The following is a 19,655-nucleotide window of genomic DNA, read 5'->3' as shown; positions in this document are numbered from 1 at the left end:
TCACCATCTGTGCCGCACCGGACACGGACCCGCAAGCGGAACGACCGGCCGCCACCCGGTCTTGAACGTGTTCAAGAAACCCTCTACGCTCACTCCCAGAACTTGAACACGTTCAAAGCAGGGGGGGGTGTCATGTCCGCACTGGTCAACGCCATCGTGATGCTGGGCATGCTCGTCGTCGTACCGGCGGGGCTGCGGCTCTGCGGGCGGCAGGAGCTGGACCGGATCCGCCGGCTCTGGCCCCTCTTCGCCGTACCGGGCGCCCTCGCCCTCTGGCTGCCGCGCGGCCCGGCGGCCACGGCGCTCGCCTGCTGCTACGCGCTGGGCACCGTCCTGCTCGCCCTGCACGCCCCGCGCCGGGCGAACCGCGCCCGGGACCTCGACCCCGCCGGGATCGCCCTGCTCACCGCACTGGTCACCCCGGCCGTCGCCGCGACCGCCCTGGTCGCCGAGCGCTCGGGGCACGAGCTCTTCGGGTTCGACCTCGGCATCCTGGCGCTGACCGTGCCGCACTTCCACTTCGCCGGATTCGCCGCCGCTCTGATCGCCGGTCTGGTCTGCCGGGTCGCGGACGGCCCCGCGGGCCGCTTCGCCGCGCTGAGCGTGCCGATCGGCACCCTGCTCGTGCTGGCCGGCTACTTCATCGGCGACTGGGCCGAGCTCGTCGGGGCCGTCGTCCTCACGGCCGGGATGTGGACGGTCGGCCTGCTCACCTGGCGCATGGGGCGCGCCGAAGGCCGGGACCGGACGACCCGGCTTCTGCTCCTCACCTCCGCCGCCGTCCTGGTGGCGACGATGCTGCTCGCGCTGAGCTGGGCGCTCGGCGAGGCGACCGGGGTGCCCCACCCCACCCTGACCTGGATGGCCGCCACCCATGGCCTGGGCAACGCGCTGGGCTTCGCGCTCTGCTCGCTGCTGGCCTGGCGCCGCATCCGTACCGAACGAACCGACCGCACCGATGGACTCACCCGCACCGAAGGCAGGACAGCATGAGCACCCTCACCTACCCGGAGGTCGGCGCGACCCGCCTCGGCCCGCTCCCCCGGGGCTACCACCACCTCCACCACCGCACCCGGGTGGGCCGGGGCGAGGCGGACTTCGCGGCCGCCGGCGCGGCGATAACCGAGTGGCGGATGCACCGCGAATCCGGCGCACGGGTGGAGGCCCCGGCCCGGCGCGCGGAGCCCGGCGGCAGCGTCCAGGTCTCCCTGGGCCTCGGGCCGCTGCGCTTCACGGCGCCCTGCGAGGTGATCTGGACGGCGTACGGGGAGGACAGCCGCACCGGCTTCGGCTACGGCACCCTGGCCGGGCATCCGGAGCGCGGCGAGGAGTGTTTCGTGGTGGACCTCGCGGACGACGGCACGGTGTGGTTCACGGTGCTGGCCTTCTCGCGCCCCGCCTCCTGGTACGCCCGGCTCGCCGGACCGCTGGTGCCGCCCGTGCAGCTCTGGTACGCGCGCAGGCTCGGCCGTACGCTGCGCCGGATCGTCGCCGCGAGCTGACTCCTGGCCGATACTGGCAGGGATGGAATGGTTCACCGCGGACGGCTACTGGCTGAGCCGGCTGATCTTCCAGCGGGCGCTGGCCGTGGTCTATCTGGTCGCCTTCCTCTCCGCCGCGCTCCAGTTCCGGGCGCTGATCGGCGAGCGCGGCATGCTGCCCGTCCCCGAACTGCTGCGGCGCACGCCCTGGCGGGCCGCTCCCGGGCTCTTCCGGCTGCACTACTCGGACCGCTTCTTCGCCGCCGTCGCCTGGGGCGGCTGCGCCGTCTCCGTCGCGCTGATCGCCGGTCTCGACGGCTCTCTGCCGCTCTGGGGCGGCATGCTGCTCTGGGCGCTGCCGTGGCTGCTGTATCTGTCGATCGTCCAGGTGGGGCAGGTCTGGTACGGATTCGGCTGGGAGTCGCTGCTGCTGGAGACGGGGTTCCTGGCGGTCTTCCTCGGCACCGGGGACACCGCCGCGCCGGTGCTGGTGCTGTGGCTGCTGCGGTGGCTGCTGTTCCGCGTGGAGTTCGGCGCGGGGCTGATCAAGATGCGCGGGGACGCGTGCTGGCGCGAGCTGACGTGCCTGGACTTCCACCACGAGACCCAGCCGATGCCGGGGCCGCTGAGCTGGTTCTTCCACCATCTGCCCAGGCCCGTGCACCGGATCGAGGCGGCCGCCAACCATGTCACCCAGCTGCTGGTGCCCTTCCTGCTATTCACCCCGCAGCCGGTGGCGAGCGCGGCCGCCGGGCTGATGGTCCTCACCCAGCTCTGGCTCGTCCTGTCGGGGAACTTCGCCTGGCTGAACTGGCTCACCATCGCGCTGGCGCTCTCCGCGATCGACTGGACTCCGCTGGCCGGTCCGCCGCCGGCCCAGGTCGCACCGCCCCTCTGGTACGAGGTGGTGGTCTTCGCGGTGACCGTCCTGGTGCTGGTGCTCAGCTACCGCCCGGCGCGCAATCTGCTCTCGCGCGGGCAGGCGATGAACCGGTCCTACGATCCGCTGCACCTGGTCAACACCTATGGCGCGTTCGGCTCCATCAGCCGGATGCGGCTGGAGGTCGTGGTGGAGGGCAGCGCCGATCCGGTGGGGCACGAGGGCGCCGAGTGGCGGGAGTACGGCTTCCGCGGCAAGCCGGGCGATCCGCGCCGGATGCCACGCCTGTTCGCCCCGTACCATCTGCGGCTCGACTGGATGATGTGGTTCGCGGCGCTCTCCCCCGCGTACGCGCGCTCCTGGTTCGGGCCGTTCACCGATCGGCTGCTGGACGGCGACCGGGACACGCTCCGGCTGCTCGGCCACAACCCGTTCCCCGACGGACCTCCCCGGCAGATGCGCGCCCGGGTGTACCGCTACCGGTTCACCGGGCTCCGGGAGCTGCGGGCCACCCGATGCTGGTGGCGCCGCACCTACGTCCGGGAATTCCTGCGGCCCGTCTCCCGGCCGCTGCCGCCGGAGCGGGAGGGCGGGGGGACGGGCCGCAGGCCCTAGGCGATCCTCGGGGGTCAGTCGATGCCGGGCAGGATGTGCGGCTCGGCGAGGTCGTCCTCGTATCCGGCGAGCCGGATCGGGGCGGACCTGGCCCAGACCTCGATGTTCCGCAGCTTCTCGGGGCGGCCGGGCCGCCCCGCGTTGCGTTCGGCGGGGCGCATTTCGCGTTCGGTCAGTTCCGGTGTCGTCACCGCGCACTCCTCTGTGTCGCGTCACCCAGGGCGTCGCCGACGCTCCGGCACCGATGCCGGAGCGCGACCGCCCTGTGCGGGGCAGGGATGGTGATATGTGTCGGTCGCGGTGGCGCCGGTTCGGGGCGGAACAGCGGCCGGGTTACCGACCGTGTCCCAGGACGGTCGAGGAACCTTCGTGGGCCCCTCGATGACGTCCGTTCGCCTCAGCGTAACCAAATGAGCGCCGCCGCGCTCGATAGAACGTGTGCGGTAGGTCACTTTCGGCCACTGATCACGGCAAAAACCCGGCCCAGGAATCATCCTGGGCCGGGTTTTCGGTCGCCGCGCGGAGTCCGCCGGTCCGGTTGAGCCGTTCGGGCTACCAGTTCGCGGGGGCGTAGTCCTTGAGGAAGCAGCCGTAGAGGGCCTCGCCGCTCTCGCCGCGCACGATCGGGTCGTAGACCCGGGCCGCGCCGTCGACCAGGTCGAGGGGCGCGTGGAAGCCCTCCTCGGCGAGGCGCATCTTGTCCGGGTGCGGACGCTCGTCGGTGATCCAGCCGGTGTCCACGGCCGTCATCAGGATGTTGTCCTTCTCGAACATCTCCTGGGCGCTGGTGCGCGTCAGCATGTTGAGCGCGGCCTTGGCCATATTCGTGTGCGGGTGGCCCGCGCCCTTGTAGCCGCGGCTGAAGACGCCCTCCATCGCCGAGACGTTGACGACGTACGCGTGTTTCGCGGCGGTGGCGGCCATCGCCGGGCGCAGCCGGCTGATCAGGATGAACGGCGCGGTGGAGTTGCAGAGCTGGACTTCGAGCAGCTCGATCGGCTCGACGTCCTCGACCGTCTGGACCCAGCTGTTGGTGTCGTGCAGGTCCGGGACGAGGCCGCCCGCGTCGATCGCGGTGCCCGCGGCGATCCGGGCCGGCGAGGCGGATCCGGTGACCAGGGCGAGGTCCGTGACCTCCTGGGCGCTCAGGTTCTCCTTGCGGGCGGCGGGCAGCGCGGCCACCCGGTCGACCGTGCCGCTGCCGAAGGTGCCGATGACCTCGGCGGCGGGCAGCTCACCGGCGGGCAGCGGGGCCGACTCCGCGTTGACCAGCTCGCTGTACGCACCGGGTGAGCGGCGGACGGTCTGGGCCGCGTTGTTGATCAGGATGTCCAGCGGACCCTCGGCCGCGACCGAGTCGGCCAGCGCGACGACCTGGGCCGGGTCGCGGAGGTCGATGCCGACGATCTTCAGCCGGTGGATCCACTCGTCGCTGTCCTCCATCGCCTTGAAGCGGCGGATCGCGTCGTTGGGGAAGCGGGTGGTGATCGTGGTGTGCGCGCCGTCGCGCAGCAGCCGCAGCGCGATGTACATACCGATCTTCGCCCGGCCGCCGGTGAGCAGCGCCCGGCGCCCGGTCAGGTCGGTACGGGCGTCGCGACGGGAGCGGTTCTCCTTGGCGCACGACTGACAGAGCTGGTGGTAGAACGCGTCGACCTCGACGTACCGCGTCTTGCAGATGTAGCAGGAACGGGGCCGCTGGAGGATGCCCGCGATCTCGGCCTGGGCGGAGGAGGAGGGCAGCACGCCCTGCGTCTCGTCGTCGATGCGCTCGGCCGATCCGGTCGCCGTGGCCTCGGTGACGGCCCGGTCGTGGGCGGTCTTCGCGGCGCGGCGCTCCTGGCGGCGGCGCTGCTTCACCGTGCGGTAGATCCCGGCGGTGGCCCGGCGGACGGCGATGGCGTCCGGGTGGTCCACCTCGATCCGGTCCAGTTCGTCGAGCACGCTCAGGCAGACGGCCAGCCGCTCCGGGTCGATACCGGGACCGAACTCCTCGATTCCGGGAGCGAGCTCCGGGCTGTCCTCTGTCACCGTCATTGCCGTTCCTCTGTCATCTTCTCGCCGCGGATCGTGGATCACCGCAGGCCGAAACACACCCCGCCCAAGTTTGCCATGCGCGGGCCACTGCTCCGTTCGAGCGGTGTACGAGCGACCTACGGCGGAGGGGCGCGGGAGGGGCCGTCGGAAAAGAATGCGGAAAGAAAGCGGAAGAAGGAGGCATGACTTCGCGGGCACCGGGCAGGCGACCGTCCGACACATTGGGCAGCAGGGAGGGTGACACCATGACGGCGATGTCAGTGCGAGCCACCGGAGCGACGACGCCGCTGGGCGACGACCGGACCGGTGCGCGGACGGCGGACGTCACCGGAGAGCTGCCCTGGGTCGAGGACGCCGGAAAGATCGCCCCGCAGGACGCACGGGCCCTGTCGAAGATCTTCTTCGACCGGCTCCAGGTCCTGGAGGAGGGCACCCACGAGCACCAGTACGCCCGCAACACCCTGATCGAGATGAACCTCTCCCTGGTGCGCTTCGCCGCGTCGCGGTTCCGCAACCGGGGCGGCGACGACACCGAGGACATCATCCAGGTCGGCACGATCGGCCTGATCAAGGCGATCGACCGGTTCGACCTGTCCCGCGAGGTCGAGTTCGCCACCTTCGCCGTGCCCTACATCGTCGGGGAGATCAAGCGGTTCTTCCGCGACACCACCTGGTCGGTGCATGTGCCGCGGCGGCTCCAGGAGCTGCGCGTGGACCTCGCCAAGGCCAAGGAGCAGCTCTCCGCCGAGCTCGACCGCGACCCCACCGTCAAGGAGCTCGCCGCCCACCTCGACCTCCCCGAGGAGGAGATCATCGAGGGGCTCGTGGCGGCCAACGGCTACTCGGCCGGTTCGCTCGACACCCCGTCCGCGGACAGTGACTCCGGGCAGGAGCAGCGGGCGTACGCCGATGTCCTCGGCGAGACGGATCCGGCCATGGAGACCGTCGAGAACCTGCACACCCTGGCTCCGCTGCTGGACCAGCTCGACGACCGGGAGCGCCGGATCGTGCAGATGCGGTTCGGGGCGGAGATGACGCAGTCGCAGATCGGCGCGGAGCTGGGTGTGTCCCAGATGCATGTGTCGCGGCTGCTCAGCAGGATCGTCCAGCAGCTGCGCAAGGGGATGAGCGTCGAGGCGTGAGCCTGCGGCCTCCGTCACTCGCCTATGCTTCCTGACGACCAGGCCGGACGAGCCGCGCCGTCGTACGAGGGGGTGGAGGGTTGACCGAGTCGCCCGTGGGCACATCGCCGGGTCCTGTGGGCATCTCCGGAATTCCCTCCCAGCAGGTCGGCACGGCGCAACCCGCCGAGACTCCGCTGTGGAACCTCAACGCGTCGATCCTGCTCGTGGAGGACGACGCGGGCGACGCGCTGCTCGTCGAGGAGATGCTCACCGACAGCGAGCTGGACTCCGCCCTCACCTGGTGCAAGACCCTCGCCGAGGCGCGGGCCTTCCTGCACGCGTCCACCACCCCGGTGTGCGTACTCCTCGATCTGCACCTTCCCGACGTCCACGGCCTGGACGCCGTGCGCCAGATACTGGAGTCCGACAGCGAGGCCGCGATCGTCGTCCTCACCGGTCTGCAGGAGTCCGGCACCGGGCTCCGCGCGGTCGCCGGCGGCGCCCAGGACTACCTGGTCAAGGGCCTCCTGGACCCCGAGGTGCTGGCGCGCGCGATCCGCTACGCCCTCCAGCGCAAGGAAGTGGAACGGGCCACGGCCGCACTGCGCGCCAATCGGCTGACCGCCCAGGAGAACGCCCGGCTGGAGCGCGGACTGCTGCCCGTCCCCCTGCTGCGGGACGACCGTTTCCGGGCCCGCGCCCGCTACGAGCCGGGACGGGTCCACGGGCTGCTGAGCGGTGACTTCTACGACGTCGTGCAGACCTCGGACGGCACGGTGCACGCGGTGATCGGCGATGTCTCCGGGCACGGCGCCGCCGAGGCCGCGCTCGGCGTGTGTCTGCGGGTGGCCTGGCGTACCGCCGTGCTGTGCGGTACGTCCCACCCCGAGCAGATAGCCCTGCTGGAGGAGATCCTGGTCGCCGAGCGCTCGGACTCGCATGTGTTCGCCACCGTCACCTCGCTGGCGTTCCCGCCCGACCGACGGCACGCCCAGATCCTGCGGGCCGGTCACCCCGGCCTGCTGCTGCGTCAGGGCACGGACGTGACCTGGGTGGAGCCCGAGGGCGGGATGGCGCTCGGGCTGCTGCCCGGGGCCGGCCGGTGGCCGACGGTCGACATCCCGCTGACGCCCGGCGCGGGTGTCGTGCTCTTCACGGACGGGCTCTTCGAGGGGCGCGACGGACCGGACAGCCGCCTCGGGGAGGACGGGCTGCTCGCGATGGCACGGGCCAACGGGCATCTGCCGGCCCGTGCGTTCGTCGACGCCCTGGTGGCGGGGGCCGCCGAGGGGGCCGCGCCCTACGGCGGCCTCGCGGACGATGTGGCCGTTCTGCATCTGGGCTGGGGAGCGGAATCCGATGAGCGGTGACACAAGGGATCCGGCGCCCAGCGGCTTCGCCGCACGGCTGTCGGTGCAGAACTGGGTCCATCTCCTGCTCGGCGGCTTCATCGTGGTGGTCTGCGGCTGCTTGGTGATCGGCGGGCTCGTGATGTCCCGGATCTCCGACCGTACGACCGAGCTGGTGGACCGTATCCAGCCCGCCAGATCGGCGTCCTTCCAGCTCCAGAACGCCCTGCTCGACCAGGAGACCGGCGTCAGGGGGTTCGCGCTGACCGGCGACGACTCCTTCCTCGAACCCTACGAGGCGGGCAAGGCGGCCGAGCAGGAGCGCCTCGCGCAGGTCCGCCGTCTGGTCGGCACGGACAACCGGTACGCCGACGATCTCGACACCATCGCCGCCGCGGCGCGGCAGTGGCGGCGGAGCAAGGCCGAGCCGCTGATCCGGACGGTCCGGGAGCTGGGGCCGAGCGAGGCCGCCACCGGGGCGCAGTTGCAGCGCAGCAAGGCGGACTTCGACCAGCTGCGGCAGGCGTACGGCGACCAGCAGGGGCATCTCGCCGAGGCCCGCGACCAGGCACGGGCCGACCTCGGCTCGGCGCGCACCACCCGCGACCGGGTGCTGATCGCGCTGGTCGCCGTCTTCGTCCTGACCGTGGTGGCGCTGAGCCTGCTGTTCCACCGGGTGGTGGGCGTCCCGCTGAACCGGCTGCGCGGCGCGTCCGACCGGGTCAGGTCCGGGGCCTTCGGCACCCGGATCGAGATCAAGGGTCCTTCCGACGTCCAGGCCGTGGCCCGGGCGGTGGAGGAGATGCGGCGGCGGCTGGCCGACGAACTGGCCGAGGCGCAGGACCGCGAGGCCCTGCTCGCGGAGCAGACGGAGGAGCTGCGCCGCTCCAATTCGGAGCTGGAGCAGTTCGCGTACGTCGCCTCGCACGACCTCCAGGAGCCGCTGCGCAAGGTCGCCTCCTTCTGTCAGCTGCTGGAGAAGCGGTACGGCGACGAGCTCGACGAGCGGGGCAAGCAGTACATCGCCTTCGCGGTGGACGGCGCCAAGCGGATGCAGGTCCTGATCAACGACCTGCTGACGTTCTCGCGGGTGGGCCGGGTGCAGGAGAGCTGGAAGCCGGTCGATCTGGACCAGGCCCTGGACCGCGCCCTGGCCAATCTGAACCTCGCGATCGAGGAGTCGGGGACGGTGATCGAGCGGCCGGAGTCGCTGCCCGAACTGCTCGGTGACGCGACCGCGCTCTCGATGGTCTGGCAGAACCTCGTCGGCAACGCGGTGAAGTTCCGCCGGGAGGACGTCCCGTGCCGGATCTCGATCGACTGCGTACGCGAGGGCGAGGACTGGCATCTGACCGTGTCCGACAACGGAATCGGGATCGCGCCCGAGTTCGCGGACAAGGTGTTCGTCATCTTCCAGCGGCTGCACGCCCGTGACGCGTACGAGGGCACGGGCATCGGCCTGGCGCTCTGCCGCAAGATCATCGAGTTCCACGGTGGCCGGATCTGGCTGGAGCCCGAACCGGGCGAAGGCACCCTCATCCACTTCACCCTGCCCGTGGCGCCCGAGGCGCCCACGCACACCACGGCGGAGCTGCTCGCTCCCGCCGTGCTCACCAGCCAGCCGGGAGATCCTTCGTGAACACCCCTGTCCAACCCATCGAGGTCCTGCTCGTCGAGGACGACCCCGGCGACGAGCTGATGACCCGTGAGGCCTTCGAGGACAACAAGATCCGCAACACCCTGCACGTGGTGCGCGACGGCCAGGAGGCGCTGGACTTCCTCTACCGGCGGGGCGAGTACACCGAGGCGCCCCGCCCCGACCTGGTACTGCTGGATCTGAACCTGCCGAAGTACGACGGCCGGCAGGTGCTGGAGCAGATCAAGGGCGACCCCGAGCTCTCCCTCATCCCCGTGGTCGTGCTCACCACGTCCTCGGCCGAGGAGGACATCCTGCGCAGCTACAAACTGCACGCCAACGCGTACGTGACGAAGCCGGTGGACCTTGATCAGTTCATCGCGGCGGTGCGCCAGATCGACGAGTTCTTCGTGACCGTGGTGCGGCTGCCCGGACGTGCGTAGGATCGGTCCGGATCTCCTGGAGTGGGATCCTTCGCCAGGGGTAGACGAATGGCGGAAAAGGTCTGCGACCTCAACTCGGCGCCCTGGCTGGAGCACATGAACGAACAGGTCACCTCCCCACCGGAAGACCCGGGTCAGGGGCTGGCTGCCGCCGAGGTACTGCTCAGCGCCGAGGTCTTCGACGGCGAGCCGGGCTGTATCGCGCTGGCCCGTGCGCTCGCCGACCGATTCCTGACGAGGCTCGCCGTGGAGTGCCTCGCCCGGATCGGCGAACACACGCGCAGCGACCTGATGCTGGCCGTGAGCGAGCTGGTCACCAACGCCGACCGCTACAGCCACGGCCCCTACCTCCTGGAGCTGGAGGGCAACGCGCAGCTGATCAGCGTCACGGTGTACGACAGCAGCACCGCGATGCCCGTGCTGTACGCCCCCGACCCGTCCCGCCTCGGCGGGCACGGCATGGAGATCGTCGTGGCCCTGTGCGACCGGCTCACGGCCGAGCGGGTGCCGGTGGGCAAGCGGATCCGGGCGGAGTTCCAGCTCAGCACCTGAGCCCGCCGAGGCCTCCTCAGGCGTCGAGCACGGCGGTGGCCTCGACCTCCACCAGGTGCTCGGGCACGTCCAGGGCCGCGACGCCCACCAGGGTGCCGGGCGGTACGGGCGTGGTGCCCAGGCGCGCGGCGGCCCGGGCCACGCCTTCCATGAACCGGGGCATCTTCTCGGGCGTCCAGCCCACGACGTACACGGTCAGCTTCGCCAGGTCGTCGAAGGTGCCGCCGACCGCGGCGAGGGCCGTGCCGACGTTGACGTAACACTGCTCGACCTGCGCGGCGAGGTCGCCCGCGCCGACGGTGGCGCCCTCCGCGTCCCAGGCGACCTGTCCGGCGATGAAGACCAGCTTCGTTCCGGTCGCGACCGAGACCTGCTTGTAGGCGCCGATCTCCGGCAGTCCGCTCGGGTTCACCAGGGTGATGGCCATACTGTCCGCCTCCTCGTTCCGGGGGCCTTGCCCCCGATTCTCCACCGGACCGGCCGTTCTCCGGTCACTTGTGGTTACTCAGGAACCGTAGGAGAGTGTTGGCTGACATGGAAGAACGCACTTTTCGGTGACGGGGGAACCTGATGGTGACCAAGCAGTTCAGCGGCTCGCCGGAGGACGCGGATCTGCGGCGCGCGGACTCGCTGGCGCGGGAGATCTTCTCCGACGTCGCCAACAAGTGGGCGCTGTTGATCATCGAAGCCCTGGGCGAGGGCACCCTCCGCTTCACCGAGCTGCGGGGCTCGGTCGAGGGCATCAGCCACAAGATGCTCACCCAGAACCTGCGGATGCTGGAGCGCTACGGACTCGTCGAGCGCCGTGTGCACCCCACCGTGCCCCCACGGGTCGAGTACACCCTCACCGAGCCGGGGCAGGGGCTGCGCCGGACGGTCCATGTGATGTGCGACTGGACCCATGAGCACATCACGCACATCGAGGCCTCCCGCCGCGCCTTCGACGCGCCTCAGCCTTCCCGGACTTCCTGACCTTCCCGGTCCTGCGGGCCCTCCTGTCGGCCGAACCAGTCCAGACAGAGCACCAGCGCGTCGTCGGGCGTCTCCGTGCCCCGGTACTCGGCCAGTTCGCCGAGCATCGCGCGCGGGACGGTGGCGGCCGGCAGCAGCCGCGTCGACTGGATGGCGCGGGCCAGCATGCGTTCGCCGTACGTCTCGCCGAGCGGGGACACCGCGTCGTACACGCCGTCGCTGAACAGCAGCAGCCGGTCGCCGGGCTCCACATGGAACTCCTGGACCGCGTACCGCGACTCCTCGAACATGCCGAGCGGCAGCTGCGCCTCCAGCTCCACGCGGCGGACCGTGCGGCCGCGCTGGATCCACAGCTGCGGCGAACCCGCGTCGACGACGCCGACCCGCCCGGTCGCCAGCTCGAAGCGGAGCAGCAGGGTGGAGACATGGGAGGCGCCGCGGTGCTGGTCGTAGAGGGCCTGGTCGGCGAGGGCCGCCTGGTCCGCGATGCCGATGCCGGCCCGGCGGGCGTTGCGCAGGGCGTTGACGGCGAGATTGGTGAGGAGGGAGGCCTGTATGCCCTCGCCCATGCCGTTGGTGACCGCGACGGTCAGTTCGTCGGCGTCGGCCGCCCAGTCGAAGTTGTCGCCGTGGATGGCGTACGCGGGCTCCAGCTGGGCCCCGATCGCGAACTCGGCGGCGGTGCAGGCGCGGGCGGGCAGCAGCTGCCACTGCATCTCGGCGGCGAGGGTGAGCCGGGTGGTGCGCCGGGCGCGCTGGTAGAGGTCGGTGTCCCGTTCGGCGACCAGGATCTCGTGGCCCAGCAGGTCGGCCATGTGGGTCAGCTCGCCGACCAGCTCCGGGGTGGACAGGGCCTGGGGCAGCCGGACGGTGAGGATGCCGAGCCGTTCGCCGCGTACGGTCACGGGCAGGTGGTGGTCGACGGCGTCGTCGTGCCGGACCTGCTGTTCGCGGGGCTCCTGGCTGCCGAACGCCCGGCCCTCGGGGCTGTTGTGCAGGGAGAGCGGCTCGTTCTCGCCCTCCGGCCGGTCCAGTGATTTGAGGACCCGCAGGCCGTAGTCGGCGAGGTGGAGCTCCACCGCGAGCGCCCCGTAGACGCTGCAGAGCTTGGTGCGCAGGGTGGCCAGCAGGGCGTGCGGCGCGGCGGCCCGTACGGCGGCCTCGATGTCCGTTCTTCTGTTCACGGTCTCTCGCGCAATCTTCGTCCTGCGACGTGGTAGGGGCCGGGCCCGGGCTGACAAGCGGGCCTGACGGGTGACACAGTGGCTGAATGCCCCACCGAGGATTTCGCCCGAGCAGCCGCGAACAGGCGTCCGCCGACGCGGTCGCCGCCTCGGAGCTGCTGGAGGTGCTGTGGGGCAGAGGCCAGGAATCCGCCGCTTCGGGAACCGTATCGCCCTCCCAGCTTCGGGCCCTGCTCGTGATCGAGAGGCAGGAAGGCACCAATCTGCGGGCGCTGGGCGAGGCCCTGGGCTCCAGTGCCCCCTCCGTCAGCAGGCTCTGCGACCGGATGGAGGCGATGGGGCTCCTCCAGCGTGCGCCCAGCCCGACCAGTCGGCGGGAAGTGGAGCTGCGGTTGAGTCCGCGCGGCCGCGCCCTTCTCGAAGAGTACCGGGCGCTGCGCGCCGCCGAGCTGAACGCCGTGCTGGAGCGGATGGATCCCGCCGCGCTCGCGGCGCTCGCCGAGGGCCTCGCGGCCTTCCACGCCGCCGCTTCGGAGCGCCTTTCCCCGCACAGGGACAGCGCCGTCTCCCCGCTTCGCGACGATGTCGCCGACAGCGCCTAGCTTCATCCGGCTCCCGCTTCCGCATCCATCGGTCGACCACCTTCTACGGCCGCCCGAGCAACCGTCGGGGATCAGATTGTTACCCAATGGAGAATGTTGTCAAATGGCAACTGTTACTTCTATCGTTGCCTCGTACCCCGCCGCGACCAGGGACGGAACCATGCCGACCCGTCCGGCAGAACGGCTCTCCGACCCCTTCCGACCCGCCCGAGGTGCCTTCCGTGCTTTCATCGCCCAACGAAGACAGAGCCGTCAGAATCACCACCCGGCAGGAGCGGGGTGCTCTGGTCCTCGCCGTGTCGGGTGACCTCGACATCGACAGCGTCGCGCCGCTGGGCCTCGCTCTGACCTCGGCGGCCGACGACGGCTCCGGCCCGGTCGTCGTGGACCTCTCCGGCGTCGGTTTCGCGGACTCGACGACGGTGAACGTGCTCCTCCAGGGCCACACCGCGCTGGGCGACCGGCTGCGGCTGGCCGCCCCGTCCCCGTTCATGCGACGCCTGATCGACATGATCGGCCTCGACAGCGCACTGCCCGTCCTGTCGGCCGTGGACGACGCCATCGACGCCGTACTGCCTTCCTGACGGCCTGACGCGCCCGGGTCGGCTACCGCCCCGCCGACCCGGGCGCCCGGTCGAACACGCAGTCCCCGCACAGCCCGCCGCCCGGGCAGCGCCAGTACAGGCAGCAGCTGCGCCGCCGGAACGCCGGACCGTGCGGGGAGCCGGTGCCGCGCAGCGCCTCGTCGTCGAAGAGCTCGGCCGCCAGCGCGCGGGCCCGTGCGGCCACGTCCGGCCGGTCCTGGGCACGCGCGAAGGCGACGAGTTCGCGTACGGCTCCGGCGAGCGCGGACCCCGCGTTGCCCCACAGCAGCCGCGGCGAGATGTTCCCGTCGCGCCGGAACGCCTCGGCCAGCGGCACCAGATGCCCGTACTGCACCTCTTCGCGGATCCGGGCCGCCGTGCCGGGCAGCTCCGTCGTCCCCGACAGCCACAGGTCATCCGGCGAGGTGGACAGCGGGTCCCAGTGGAGGGCACCGGGCGGCAGGGCGGGGATCCGTCCGAAGAGCGCGGCCGGGCCCAAAGCGAGGGACCAGAGCCGGGCGGCCAGTCCGAGGTGGGCGATGGAGGCGGCGACCCTGCGCTCGGGGGCCGCGAGACGCGCCGCGACCCTGTCGACACGCGCGGCGAGAGGACCGTTCTCACCCGCGTACAACCGCTCCAGCGGCCGGTGTCCGCCGCCGGGCACCGGGGTGGTCCGCAGCGCGAAGAATCCGCCGACCGACGCCTGTAGCACCAGGTCCATGCCCTGTTCCCCCCTCGCTTCCCGGTCCGTCTCCGGGCCGCTCCGGTGACCGGCCGTACGGCCACCGGCTGTGTCGTCCTCGCGGCTCACCGTATCCGCCGGGCGGCAACTTCTGACGGCTGGGGGCGGCAGGACTACCGTCGGGAGGAGGACGTCGGTCCGCCGGGCGTACTACTGGGGCAGTAGGCCGAAGTGCAGTCTCAAGGACGACGACGTGGGGCCCCGGACGGGACATCGTGGTGTACATGAGCTCCCTTGCGTTGTCCGTGCTGCTGTCACTGGTCTCCGCGGTCGCCTACGCGGCCGGGGCGATCATCCAGGAGCGCGTGGCCGCGACCGGTGACAACTCCTCGCGCGCCCTGGTGCGCAACGGCGTGTGGTGGGTCGCCGTGCTGCTCAACGGGACCGGTGCGGTGCTGCACGTGGTGGCGCTCGCCTACGGTCCGCTCAGCCTGGTCCAGCCGCTCGGCGCGCTGACGATCGTCTTCGCCCTGCCGATGGCGGCCCTGTTCGTCGGGCGGCGGGCCGGGGCGACGGCCTGGCGCGGCGCTCTGATGGCGACGGCCGGACTCGGCGGACTGCTGGCGCTCACGGGGAACGCCGAGCCGCACACCCTGAACGGTCCCGAGCAGGTGCTGCTGGCCTCGGTGACGTTCGGGACCGTCGGCGCGCTCGTCGTGCTCGCCCGTACGCTGCACCGGCCGGTCCTGCGCAGCATCGTTCTGGCCACGGGGGCGGGCGGGGCGTTCGGTATGGCCTCGGTGTTCACCAAGACCGTGGCCGTGGAGTGGACTTCCGGTTCGGTGCGCTCGGGCGCACTGCCGCTACTGGTGATCGCCGGGCTCGCGGCGGCGGGTCTGTTCCTGTCCCAGGCCGCCTACCGGGGCGCGGGGCTCACGGCTCCGCTCGCGACGGTGACGGTGGTCAACCCGGTGGTGGCCGCCGCGATCGGCATCACCCTGTTCGGCGAGCACTTCCGCCTCGGTGTCCCGGGCACCGTTCTGGCCCTCTTCTCCGGAGCCGTGGCCGCGGGCGGCCTGATCATGCTGACTCTGGAGCGGATGGGCAAGGACCACGCCCAGGAGCCTCGGCCCTTGACGGACCCTGAGGCGACGGACCCCGGCGGGCACCGCGCGGCCCCTGCCGCCGACTCCGGTGGTTCCAAGGACGCTGCGCCCGGCGCGGAGGGGCGGGAGGACGGGCACCTCAAGCCGTCACCGGTCGTGCCGGAATCCGCTCCGGGGCGGCTGTCCGTGGCGCACACGTCGTCGCCCCTGCCGCCGGGGCAGGCGGTGCCGCAGGTGGAGTTCGGTGCGCCGGGCCCGCTCGCGGAGCAGCGGCGGCGGGGCGGGGCCACCCTGCGGCGACCCCGCTCCGAGCGGACGGTTCAGACCCTGACGCCGCCGGCCCGGAGGTAGGCGAGCGGGTCGACGTCCGAGCCGTAGCCGGGGCCCGTGCGGACCTCGAAGTGCAGGTGCGGGCCCGTGCTGTTGCCCGTGGAGCCGGAGCGGGCGATGCGCTGCCCACCGGAGACCGACTGGCCCGCGCGCACATGGAGCGCGGAGAGATGGGCGTACTGGCTGTACTTGCCGTCGCCGTGCCGGATGACGACCTCGTAGCCGTACGCTCCGGCCCAGCCGGCCGAGACGACGCGGCCCGGGGCCACCGATTTCACCGATGTCCCGGTGGGCACGGGGAAGTCCACGCCCGTGTGATAGCCGCTGGACCAGGAGCCGGCCTGCCGGTAGGGGGTGCCGGTGCCTGCGGCCACCGGGGCGCTGAAACCGGAGTGCTTCACGGCCCGCTCCGGAGCGGGCGCCTCCTTCTTGGGCGCTTCTCTCTTCGGTGCTTCCTTCTTGGGCGCTTCTCGCTCGGGCGCTTCCTTCTTGGGTGTCTCTTTCTTGGGCGCCTGCTGCTTCGGTGCTTCCTGCTTCGGCGCGGCCTTGGGCTGGTCCGCCTTCTTCGCGTCGGGCGCGGCCGCCGGGGGCTTCGGGGCGGTCTGCCGCACGGGCTTGCCGGGGCTCTTCCCCTCCCCCGCCTTCGGCGCCCGGCTCGGGTCGAGGCTCAGCCGCTGGCCGGGGAAGATCAGGTCCGGGTCGCTTCCGACGACGCCGCGGTTGGCCGCGTAGAGGCCCTGCCAGCCGCCGCGCACCCGCTGGGCGGACGCGATCCCGGAGAGGGAGTCGCCGCTCGCGACGGTGTACGAGTCACGCTTGCCCGGTACGTGGGTGGGCGTCGCCTCGGCGGGCCGGGTCTGCGGCTGCCTGGCGGGCGCGCTCCGCGGCGCCGCGGCCTGGACGGGCCGGCTTCCCGCGCTCTGCGCGTCGGTCCCCGCCTCCGGGGCGGTCCCGGGCGCGTCGCCGCCCCGGGTGAGCCCCGCCCGTACGGAACAGGTGGGCCAGGCGCCGGGGCCCTGACCGTCGAGCACCTTCTCGGCGATGGCGATCTGCTGCTCGCGGGTGGCGAGGTCGGCGCGCGGCGCGTACTGCGTGCCGCCGAAGGCCGCCCAGGTGGAGCCGCTGAACTGCAGCCCGCCGTAATAGCCGTTGCCCGTGTTGACCGCCCAATTGCCGCTGGACTCGCAGGCGGCGACCTTCTCCCAGGTGTCGACCGGTGCGGCCCCCGCCGAGGCCGCGGTGATGAGCGGGAGCGCGATGCCCGCGCCGCCCGCCGTCACCGTGAGCGAGGCACGGTTGATCCGGCTGGGCTGATACCTGCGGTGCCGTCCGGTCGCGGCCATACTTGGCTCCCCCACTGGCTTTGGGACATCTCGCAAGGGGCAACGTAGGTCCGCGCTGTGACTGATCACAAGCAAAACGTGATACTCGGCCGCCCCCGGTCGGTCCGTGGCCGGATTCCGCCCCCGGCGATCCGGCGGGGAGCGCATCCGGCCGGAGCCGCGAACTGCCTTCACTCCTGGATGCGTTCAGCCCTCACCGCGCCTCTCCGGACTCCTCCGGCCAGGCCTGCATGGCCACCTCCGCGAGCGTCTCCAGCTCCGCGCGGCTCGCGCCGTCCCGCGCCTGCTGCGACATTCCCTGGATGACGGCCGCCGTATAGCGTGCGAGCGCCGCCGCGTCGGCGTCCGCGGGCAGCACTCCCCCGTCGATGTCGGCCTGGATACGCCGCCGGAACTCCGCCACGTTCCGCTCGCGTTGGCCGCGCAGCTTCGCCACCACCTCGTCCGACGAGCAGTTCTCGGCGGCGCTGAGCAGCATGCAGCCGTGCGGCCGGCCGGCCGCCGTGTACTCCGCCGCCGCCTCGCGCAGCATCCGCGCGAAGCCGCGGCGCACGGTCGGCTCCTCGGCCATGGCACGGTCGCCGAAGCCGCCGAAGAGGTTCGCGTACGTCTCGACGACCTCTGCGAAGAGGGTGCGCTTGTCGCCGAACGCCGCGTACAGGCTGGGCGCGGCGATGCCCATCACGCGCGTCAGATCCGCGATCGAGGTCGCCTCGTACCCCTGCTCCCAGAAGGTCAGCATCGCCTTCCGGAGAGCGTCCTCCCGATCGAAGGACCGTGGCCTGCCGCGCTGTTTCGTCGCCATGCACCAATTCTATAGCGACCGCTAGGGAACGTGTTACGGTCTTTTCTGTAGCGACCGCTAATCAAAAGGAGGGCGGAGCCATGGGCTCGCTCACAGGGAAGACGGCACTGGTCACCGGCGGCAGCAGGGGCATCGGACGAGGGATAGCCGAACGGCTGGGCCGGGACGGAGCGGTCGTCGGCGTGCACTACGGCAGCAACCGGGCGGCGGCCGAGGAGACCGTGGCCGCCATCGAGGCGGCGGGCGGCAAGGCGTTCGCGCTCGGCGCGGAGCTGGGGGCGCCGGGGGCCGCCGCCGCGCTGTGGGCGGCCTTCGACGAGCACGCGGACGGCCTGGACATCCTGGTGAACAACGCGGGGATCGGCGCTTCGCGGAACTTCACGGAGATCGGCGAGGAGGAGTACGACCGCCTGTTCACCGTCAACACCAAGGCGCCGTTCTTCCTCACACAGTCGGGCCTCGACCGGCTGCGTGACGGCGGACGCGTCATCAACATCTCGACGGGCCTCAGCCACGCGGCGATGATGCCGGACCTGATCGCCTACGCCATGACCAAGGGCGCGCTGGACGTGTTCACCCGGTATCTGTCCAAGGTGCTCGGCGAGCGGGGCATCACCGTCAACGCGGTGGCGCCGGGCATCGTGGACACCGACGCCAACGCGGACTGGCTGCACTCGGGCGACGAGGCCTGGGCCGGTGCGGCCGCCCTGTCGGCCCTGGGGAGGGTCGGCACGCCCGCGGACATCGCCGACGTGGTGGCTTTCCTGGCCTCGGACGGGGGCCGATGGATCACGGGCCACTGGATCGACACGACGGGCGGCTCGCTGGCCTAGGGCGCGTTCGGCGGATCAGGGCCGGGGCGGCCGACCATGGAGAGCGCTCTCCGTTAGTGCTATAAAGGCGCTCATGACGGATGATCTGCGGTCGGCCGGAGCACCCACCCTGGAGGACGTGGCGCGGGCGGCCGGCGTTTCGCGCGCCACCGTCTCCCGGGTCATCAACGGGGTGCGCAACGTCGACCCGGTGATCCAGGAGGCCGTGCGGCACGCGGTCTCCGTGACGGGCTACACCCCGAACCGGGCGGCCCGGTCCCTGGTCACCCGGCGGGCCGACGCCGTCGCCCTGGTGGTGTCGGGCGCGGGCGTCGAGCCGGAGGCGGCCGGGGAGGACGCCGACACCGGAGCCCCCGGGGACGGGTCCGGCGATGCGGGCTCGTTCACCGCGCAGGTGTTCGCCGACCCGTTCTTCGGCCGGGTGGTGACCGGGGTGGTCAACTACCTGCGTCCGCGCGGGATGCACCCGGTGCTGATGTTCGCGGAGACCTCACGGGCGCGCGAGGAGGTGGTGGCGTATCTGCGGCAGGGCAGCGCGGACGGGGCCCTGGTCGTCTCGACGCACGCCGAGGACCCGCTGCCCGCCCTGATCGCGGACGCCGGACTGGCGGCCGAGCATCTCCTGCGCCGGGGCTGCCGCCGGATCGCGACGATCAGCGGCCCGCTGGACGTCCCGGCCGGCCAGGCCCGGTTGACGGGTTTCCGGGACACCATGGCGCGCCACGGGCACCCGTACGTCCCCACCGTCGAGGGGCAGTTCACCCAGGAGAGCGGCGAGGCGGCGATGGAGCGGCTGCTGGCGGAACACCCCGACCTGGACGGGGTCTTCGCCGCCAACGACCTGATGGCCCTGGGGGCCTGTCATGTCCTGCGGGAGCACGGCCGCTCGGTGCCGGAGGACGTGGCGGTGGTGGGCTTCGACGACAGCAGCGCCGCCCTGGCCTGCCGCCCGCCGCTGACCACGGTCCGCCAGCCGGTGGAGGGGATGGCCGCCGAGATGACGCGTCTGCTGCTGGACCGACTGGCCCGGCCGGACGGCCCGGTGACCTCCGTGATCTTCGAACCGGAGCTGGTGGTACGGGGATCGGCCTAGGGCC

Annotated in this window: 20 protein-coding genes and 1 pseudogene; 14 read left to right on the top strand and 7 right to left on the bottom strand. The window is 71.8% G+C overall.

All coding sequences use genetic code 11. The annotated features are described in order from the left end of the window. Positions 1-132 precede the first annotated feature (132 nt). Genes G3I54_RS02615 through G3I54_RS02605 form a run of 3 tightly spaced genes read left to right on the top strand, consistent with a single transcriptional unit; the run spans position 133 to position 2,976 of the window. Entirely contained in the window at positions 133-993 is an 861-nt protein-coding gene (locus G3I54_RS02615; protein WP_164610638.1) for a YndJ family protein, read from the top strand. Then, the gene (locus tag G3I54_RS02610) at positions 990-1,502 is read left to right on the top strand and encodes a DUF1990 domain-containing protein (protein WP_164610636.1); all 513 of its coding nucleotides are present in this window, start codon (positions 990-992) and stop codon (positions 1,500-1,502) included. Before G3I54_RS02615 ends, G3I54_RS02610 begins: the two co-directional genes overlap by 4 nt. Before the next feature lie 22 nt (positions 1,503-1,524). Further along, a complete protein-coding gene (locus tag G3I54_RS02605; protein WP_164610634.1) occupies positions 1,525-2,976 on the top strand; it encodes a lipase maturation factor family protein in 1,452 nt (483 codons plus the stop codon). 14 nt (positions 2,977-2,990) lie between these two features. On the opposite strand, the gene G3I54_RS02600 is transcribed toward G3I54_RS02605, so the two are convergent. Next, on the bottom strand, positions 2,991-3,167 hold the full coding sequence (locus G3I54_RS02600) for a hypothetical protein (protein ID WP_164610478.1): 177 nt from the start codon (positions 3,165-3,167) through the stop codon (positions 2,991-2,993). Positions 3,168-3,528: 361 nt separating this feature from the next. Then, positions 3,529-5,013, bottom strand: coding sequence for an SDR family NAD(P)-dependent oxidoreductase (locus G3I54_RS02595; protein ID WP_137228205.1), 1,485 nt, complete (start codon positions 5,011-5,013; stop codon positions 3,529-3,531). A gap of 245 nt (positions 5,014-5,258) precedes the next feature. Here G3I54_RS02595 and G3I54_RS02590 point away from each other — a divergent pair, with 245 nt between their 5' ends. From G3I54_RS02590 to G3I54_RS02570, 5 genes are all read left to right on the top strand, one after another. Continuing rightward, positions 5,259-6,155, top strand: a complete 897-nt coding sequence (locus tag G3I54_RS02590; RefSeq protein WP_164610632.1) for an RNA polymerase sigma factor SigF — start codon at positions 5,259-5,261, stop codon at positions 6,153-6,155. 116 nt (positions 6,156-6,271) lie between these two features. After that, positions 6,272-7,507, top strand: a complete 1,236-nt coding sequence (locus G3I54_RS02585; protein WP_164610824.1) for a SpoIIE family protein phosphatase — start codon at positions 6,272-6,274, stop codon at positions 7,505-7,507. Next, on the top strand, positions 7,497-9,125 hold the full coding sequence (locus G3I54_RS02580) for a sensor histidine kinase (protein ID WP_164610630.1): 1,629 nt from the start codon (positions 7,497-7,499) through the stop codon (positions 9,123-9,125). Before G3I54_RS02585 ends, G3I54_RS02580 begins: the two co-directional genes overlap by 11 nt. Next, the gene (locus G3I54_RS02575; protein ID WP_030089012.1) at positions 9,122-9,565 is read left to right on the top strand and encodes a response regulator; all 444 of its coding nucleotides are present in this window, start codon (positions 9,122-9,124) and stop codon (positions 9,563-9,565) included. The genes G3I54_RS02580 and G3I54_RS02575 overlap by 4 nt, the downstream gene beginning before the upstream one ends. Positions 9,566-9,661: 96 nt before the next feature. Further along, positions 9,662-10,117 carry an ATP-binding protein gene (locus G3I54_RS02570; RefSeq protein WP_164610822.1) on the top strand — a complete coding sequence of 152 codons (456 nt, stop codon included), beginning with the start codon at positions 9,662-9,664 and terminating at the stop codon, positions 10,115-10,117. Between the two features lie 16 nt (positions 10,118-10,133). On the opposite strand, the gene G3I54_RS02565 is transcribed toward G3I54_RS02570, so the two are convergent. Beyond that, entirely contained in the window at positions 10,134-10,544 is a 411-nt protein-coding gene (locus G3I54_RS02565; RefSeq protein ID WP_164610628.1) for a RidA family protein, read from the bottom strand. A gap of 143 nt (positions 10,545-10,687) precedes the next feature. Between G3I54_RS02565 and G3I54_RS02560 the strand changes: the two genes are divergently transcribed. Next, entirely contained in the window at positions 10,688-11,089 is a 402-nt protein-coding gene (locus G3I54_RS02560; protein WP_164610626.1) for a helix-turn-helix domain-containing protein, read from the top strand. On the opposite strand, the gene G3I54_RS02555 is transcribed toward G3I54_RS02560, so the two are convergent. Beyond that, complete coding sequence (locus G3I54_RS02555) at positions 11,068-12,273, bottom strand: PP2C family protein-serine/threonine phosphatase (protein WP_164610624.1); 1,206 nt, start codon at positions 12,271-12,273, stop codon at positions 11,068-11,070. The genes G3I54_RS02560 and G3I54_RS02555 overlap by 22 nt on opposite strands. A gap of 86 nt (positions 12,274-12,359) precedes the next feature. On the opposite strand from G3I54_RS02555, the gene G3I54_RS02550 reads away from it, so the two are divergent. Together G3I54_RS02550 and G3I54_RS02545 are read left to right on the top strand one after the other, a co-directional pair. Continuing rightward, positions 12,360-12,875, top strand: coding sequence for a MarR family transcriptional regulator (locus tag G3I54_RS02550; protein ID WP_164610622.1), 516 nt, complete (start codon positions 12,360-12,362; stop codon positions 12,873-12,875). Between the two features lie 221 nt (positions 12,876-13,096). Further along, on the top strand, positions 13,097-13,459 hold the full coding sequence (locus G3I54_RS02545; RefSeq protein WP_164610620.1) for an STAS domain-containing protein: 363 nt from the start codon (positions 13,097-13,099) through the stop codon (positions 13,457-13,459). A 22-nt stretch (positions 13,460-13,481) separates the two neighbouring features. Here the strand turns inward: G3I54_RS02545 and G3I54_RS02540 are convergent, their stop codons facing one another. Continuing rightward, positions 13,482-14,180, bottom strand: coding sequence for a (2Fe-2S)-binding protein (locus tag G3I54_RS02540; protein ID WP_164610618.1), 699 nt, complete (start codon positions 14,178-14,180; stop codon positions 13,482-13,484). Between the two features lie 245 nt (positions 14,181-14,425). Between G3I54_RS02540 and G3I54_RS02535 the strand changes: the two genes are divergently transcribed. Then, the gene (locus G3I54_RS02535; RefSeq protein WP_164610616.1) at positions 14,426-15,598 is read left to right on the top strand and encodes a DMT family transporter; all 1,173 of its coding nucleotides are present in this window, start codon (positions 14,426-14,428) and stop codon (positions 15,596-15,598) included. Here G3I54_RS02535 and G3I54_RS02530 read toward each other — a convergent pair. After that, the gene (locus G3I54_RS02530; protein ID WP_164610614.1) at positions 15,568-16,920 is read right to left on the bottom strand and encodes a transglycosylase family protein; all 1,353 of its coding nucleotides are present in this window, start codon (positions 16,918-16,920) and stop codon (positions 15,568-15,570) included. The genes G3I54_RS02535 and G3I54_RS02530 overlap by 31 nt on opposite strands. Before the next feature lie 193 nt (positions 16,921-17,113). Further along, a pseudogene (locus G3I54_RS02525) lies at positions 17,114-17,733 on the bottom strand (TetR/AcrR family transcriptional regulator). A gap of 72 nt (positions 17,734-17,805) precedes the next feature. Between G3I54_RS02525 and G3I54_RS02520 the strand changes: the two are divergent. Both G3I54_RS02520 and G3I54_RS02515 read left to right on the top strand, forming a co-directional pair. Then, positions 17,806-18,558 carry an SDR family oxidoreductase gene (locus tag G3I54_RS02520; protein ID WP_164610610.1) on the top strand — a complete coding sequence of 251 codons (753 nt, stop codon included), beginning with the start codon at positions 17,806-17,808 and terminating at the stop codon, positions 18,556-18,558. 73 nt (positions 18,559-18,631) lie between these two features. Further along, positions 18,632-19,651, top strand: a complete 1,020-nt coding sequence (locus G3I54_RS02515) for a LacI family DNA-binding transcriptional regulator (protein WP_164610608.1) — start codon at positions 18,632-18,634, stop codon at positions 19,649-19,651. Positions 19,652-19,655: the final 4 nt, after the last annotated feature.

It is taken from the genome of Streptomyces sp. SID14515, from assembly GCF_010548505.1.
GTDB lineage: Bacteria > Actinomycetota > Actinomycetes > Streptomycetales > Streptomycetaceae > Streptomyces > Streptomyces caviscabies.
This window is presented reverse-complemented; position numbering and strand designations above follow the sequence as displayed.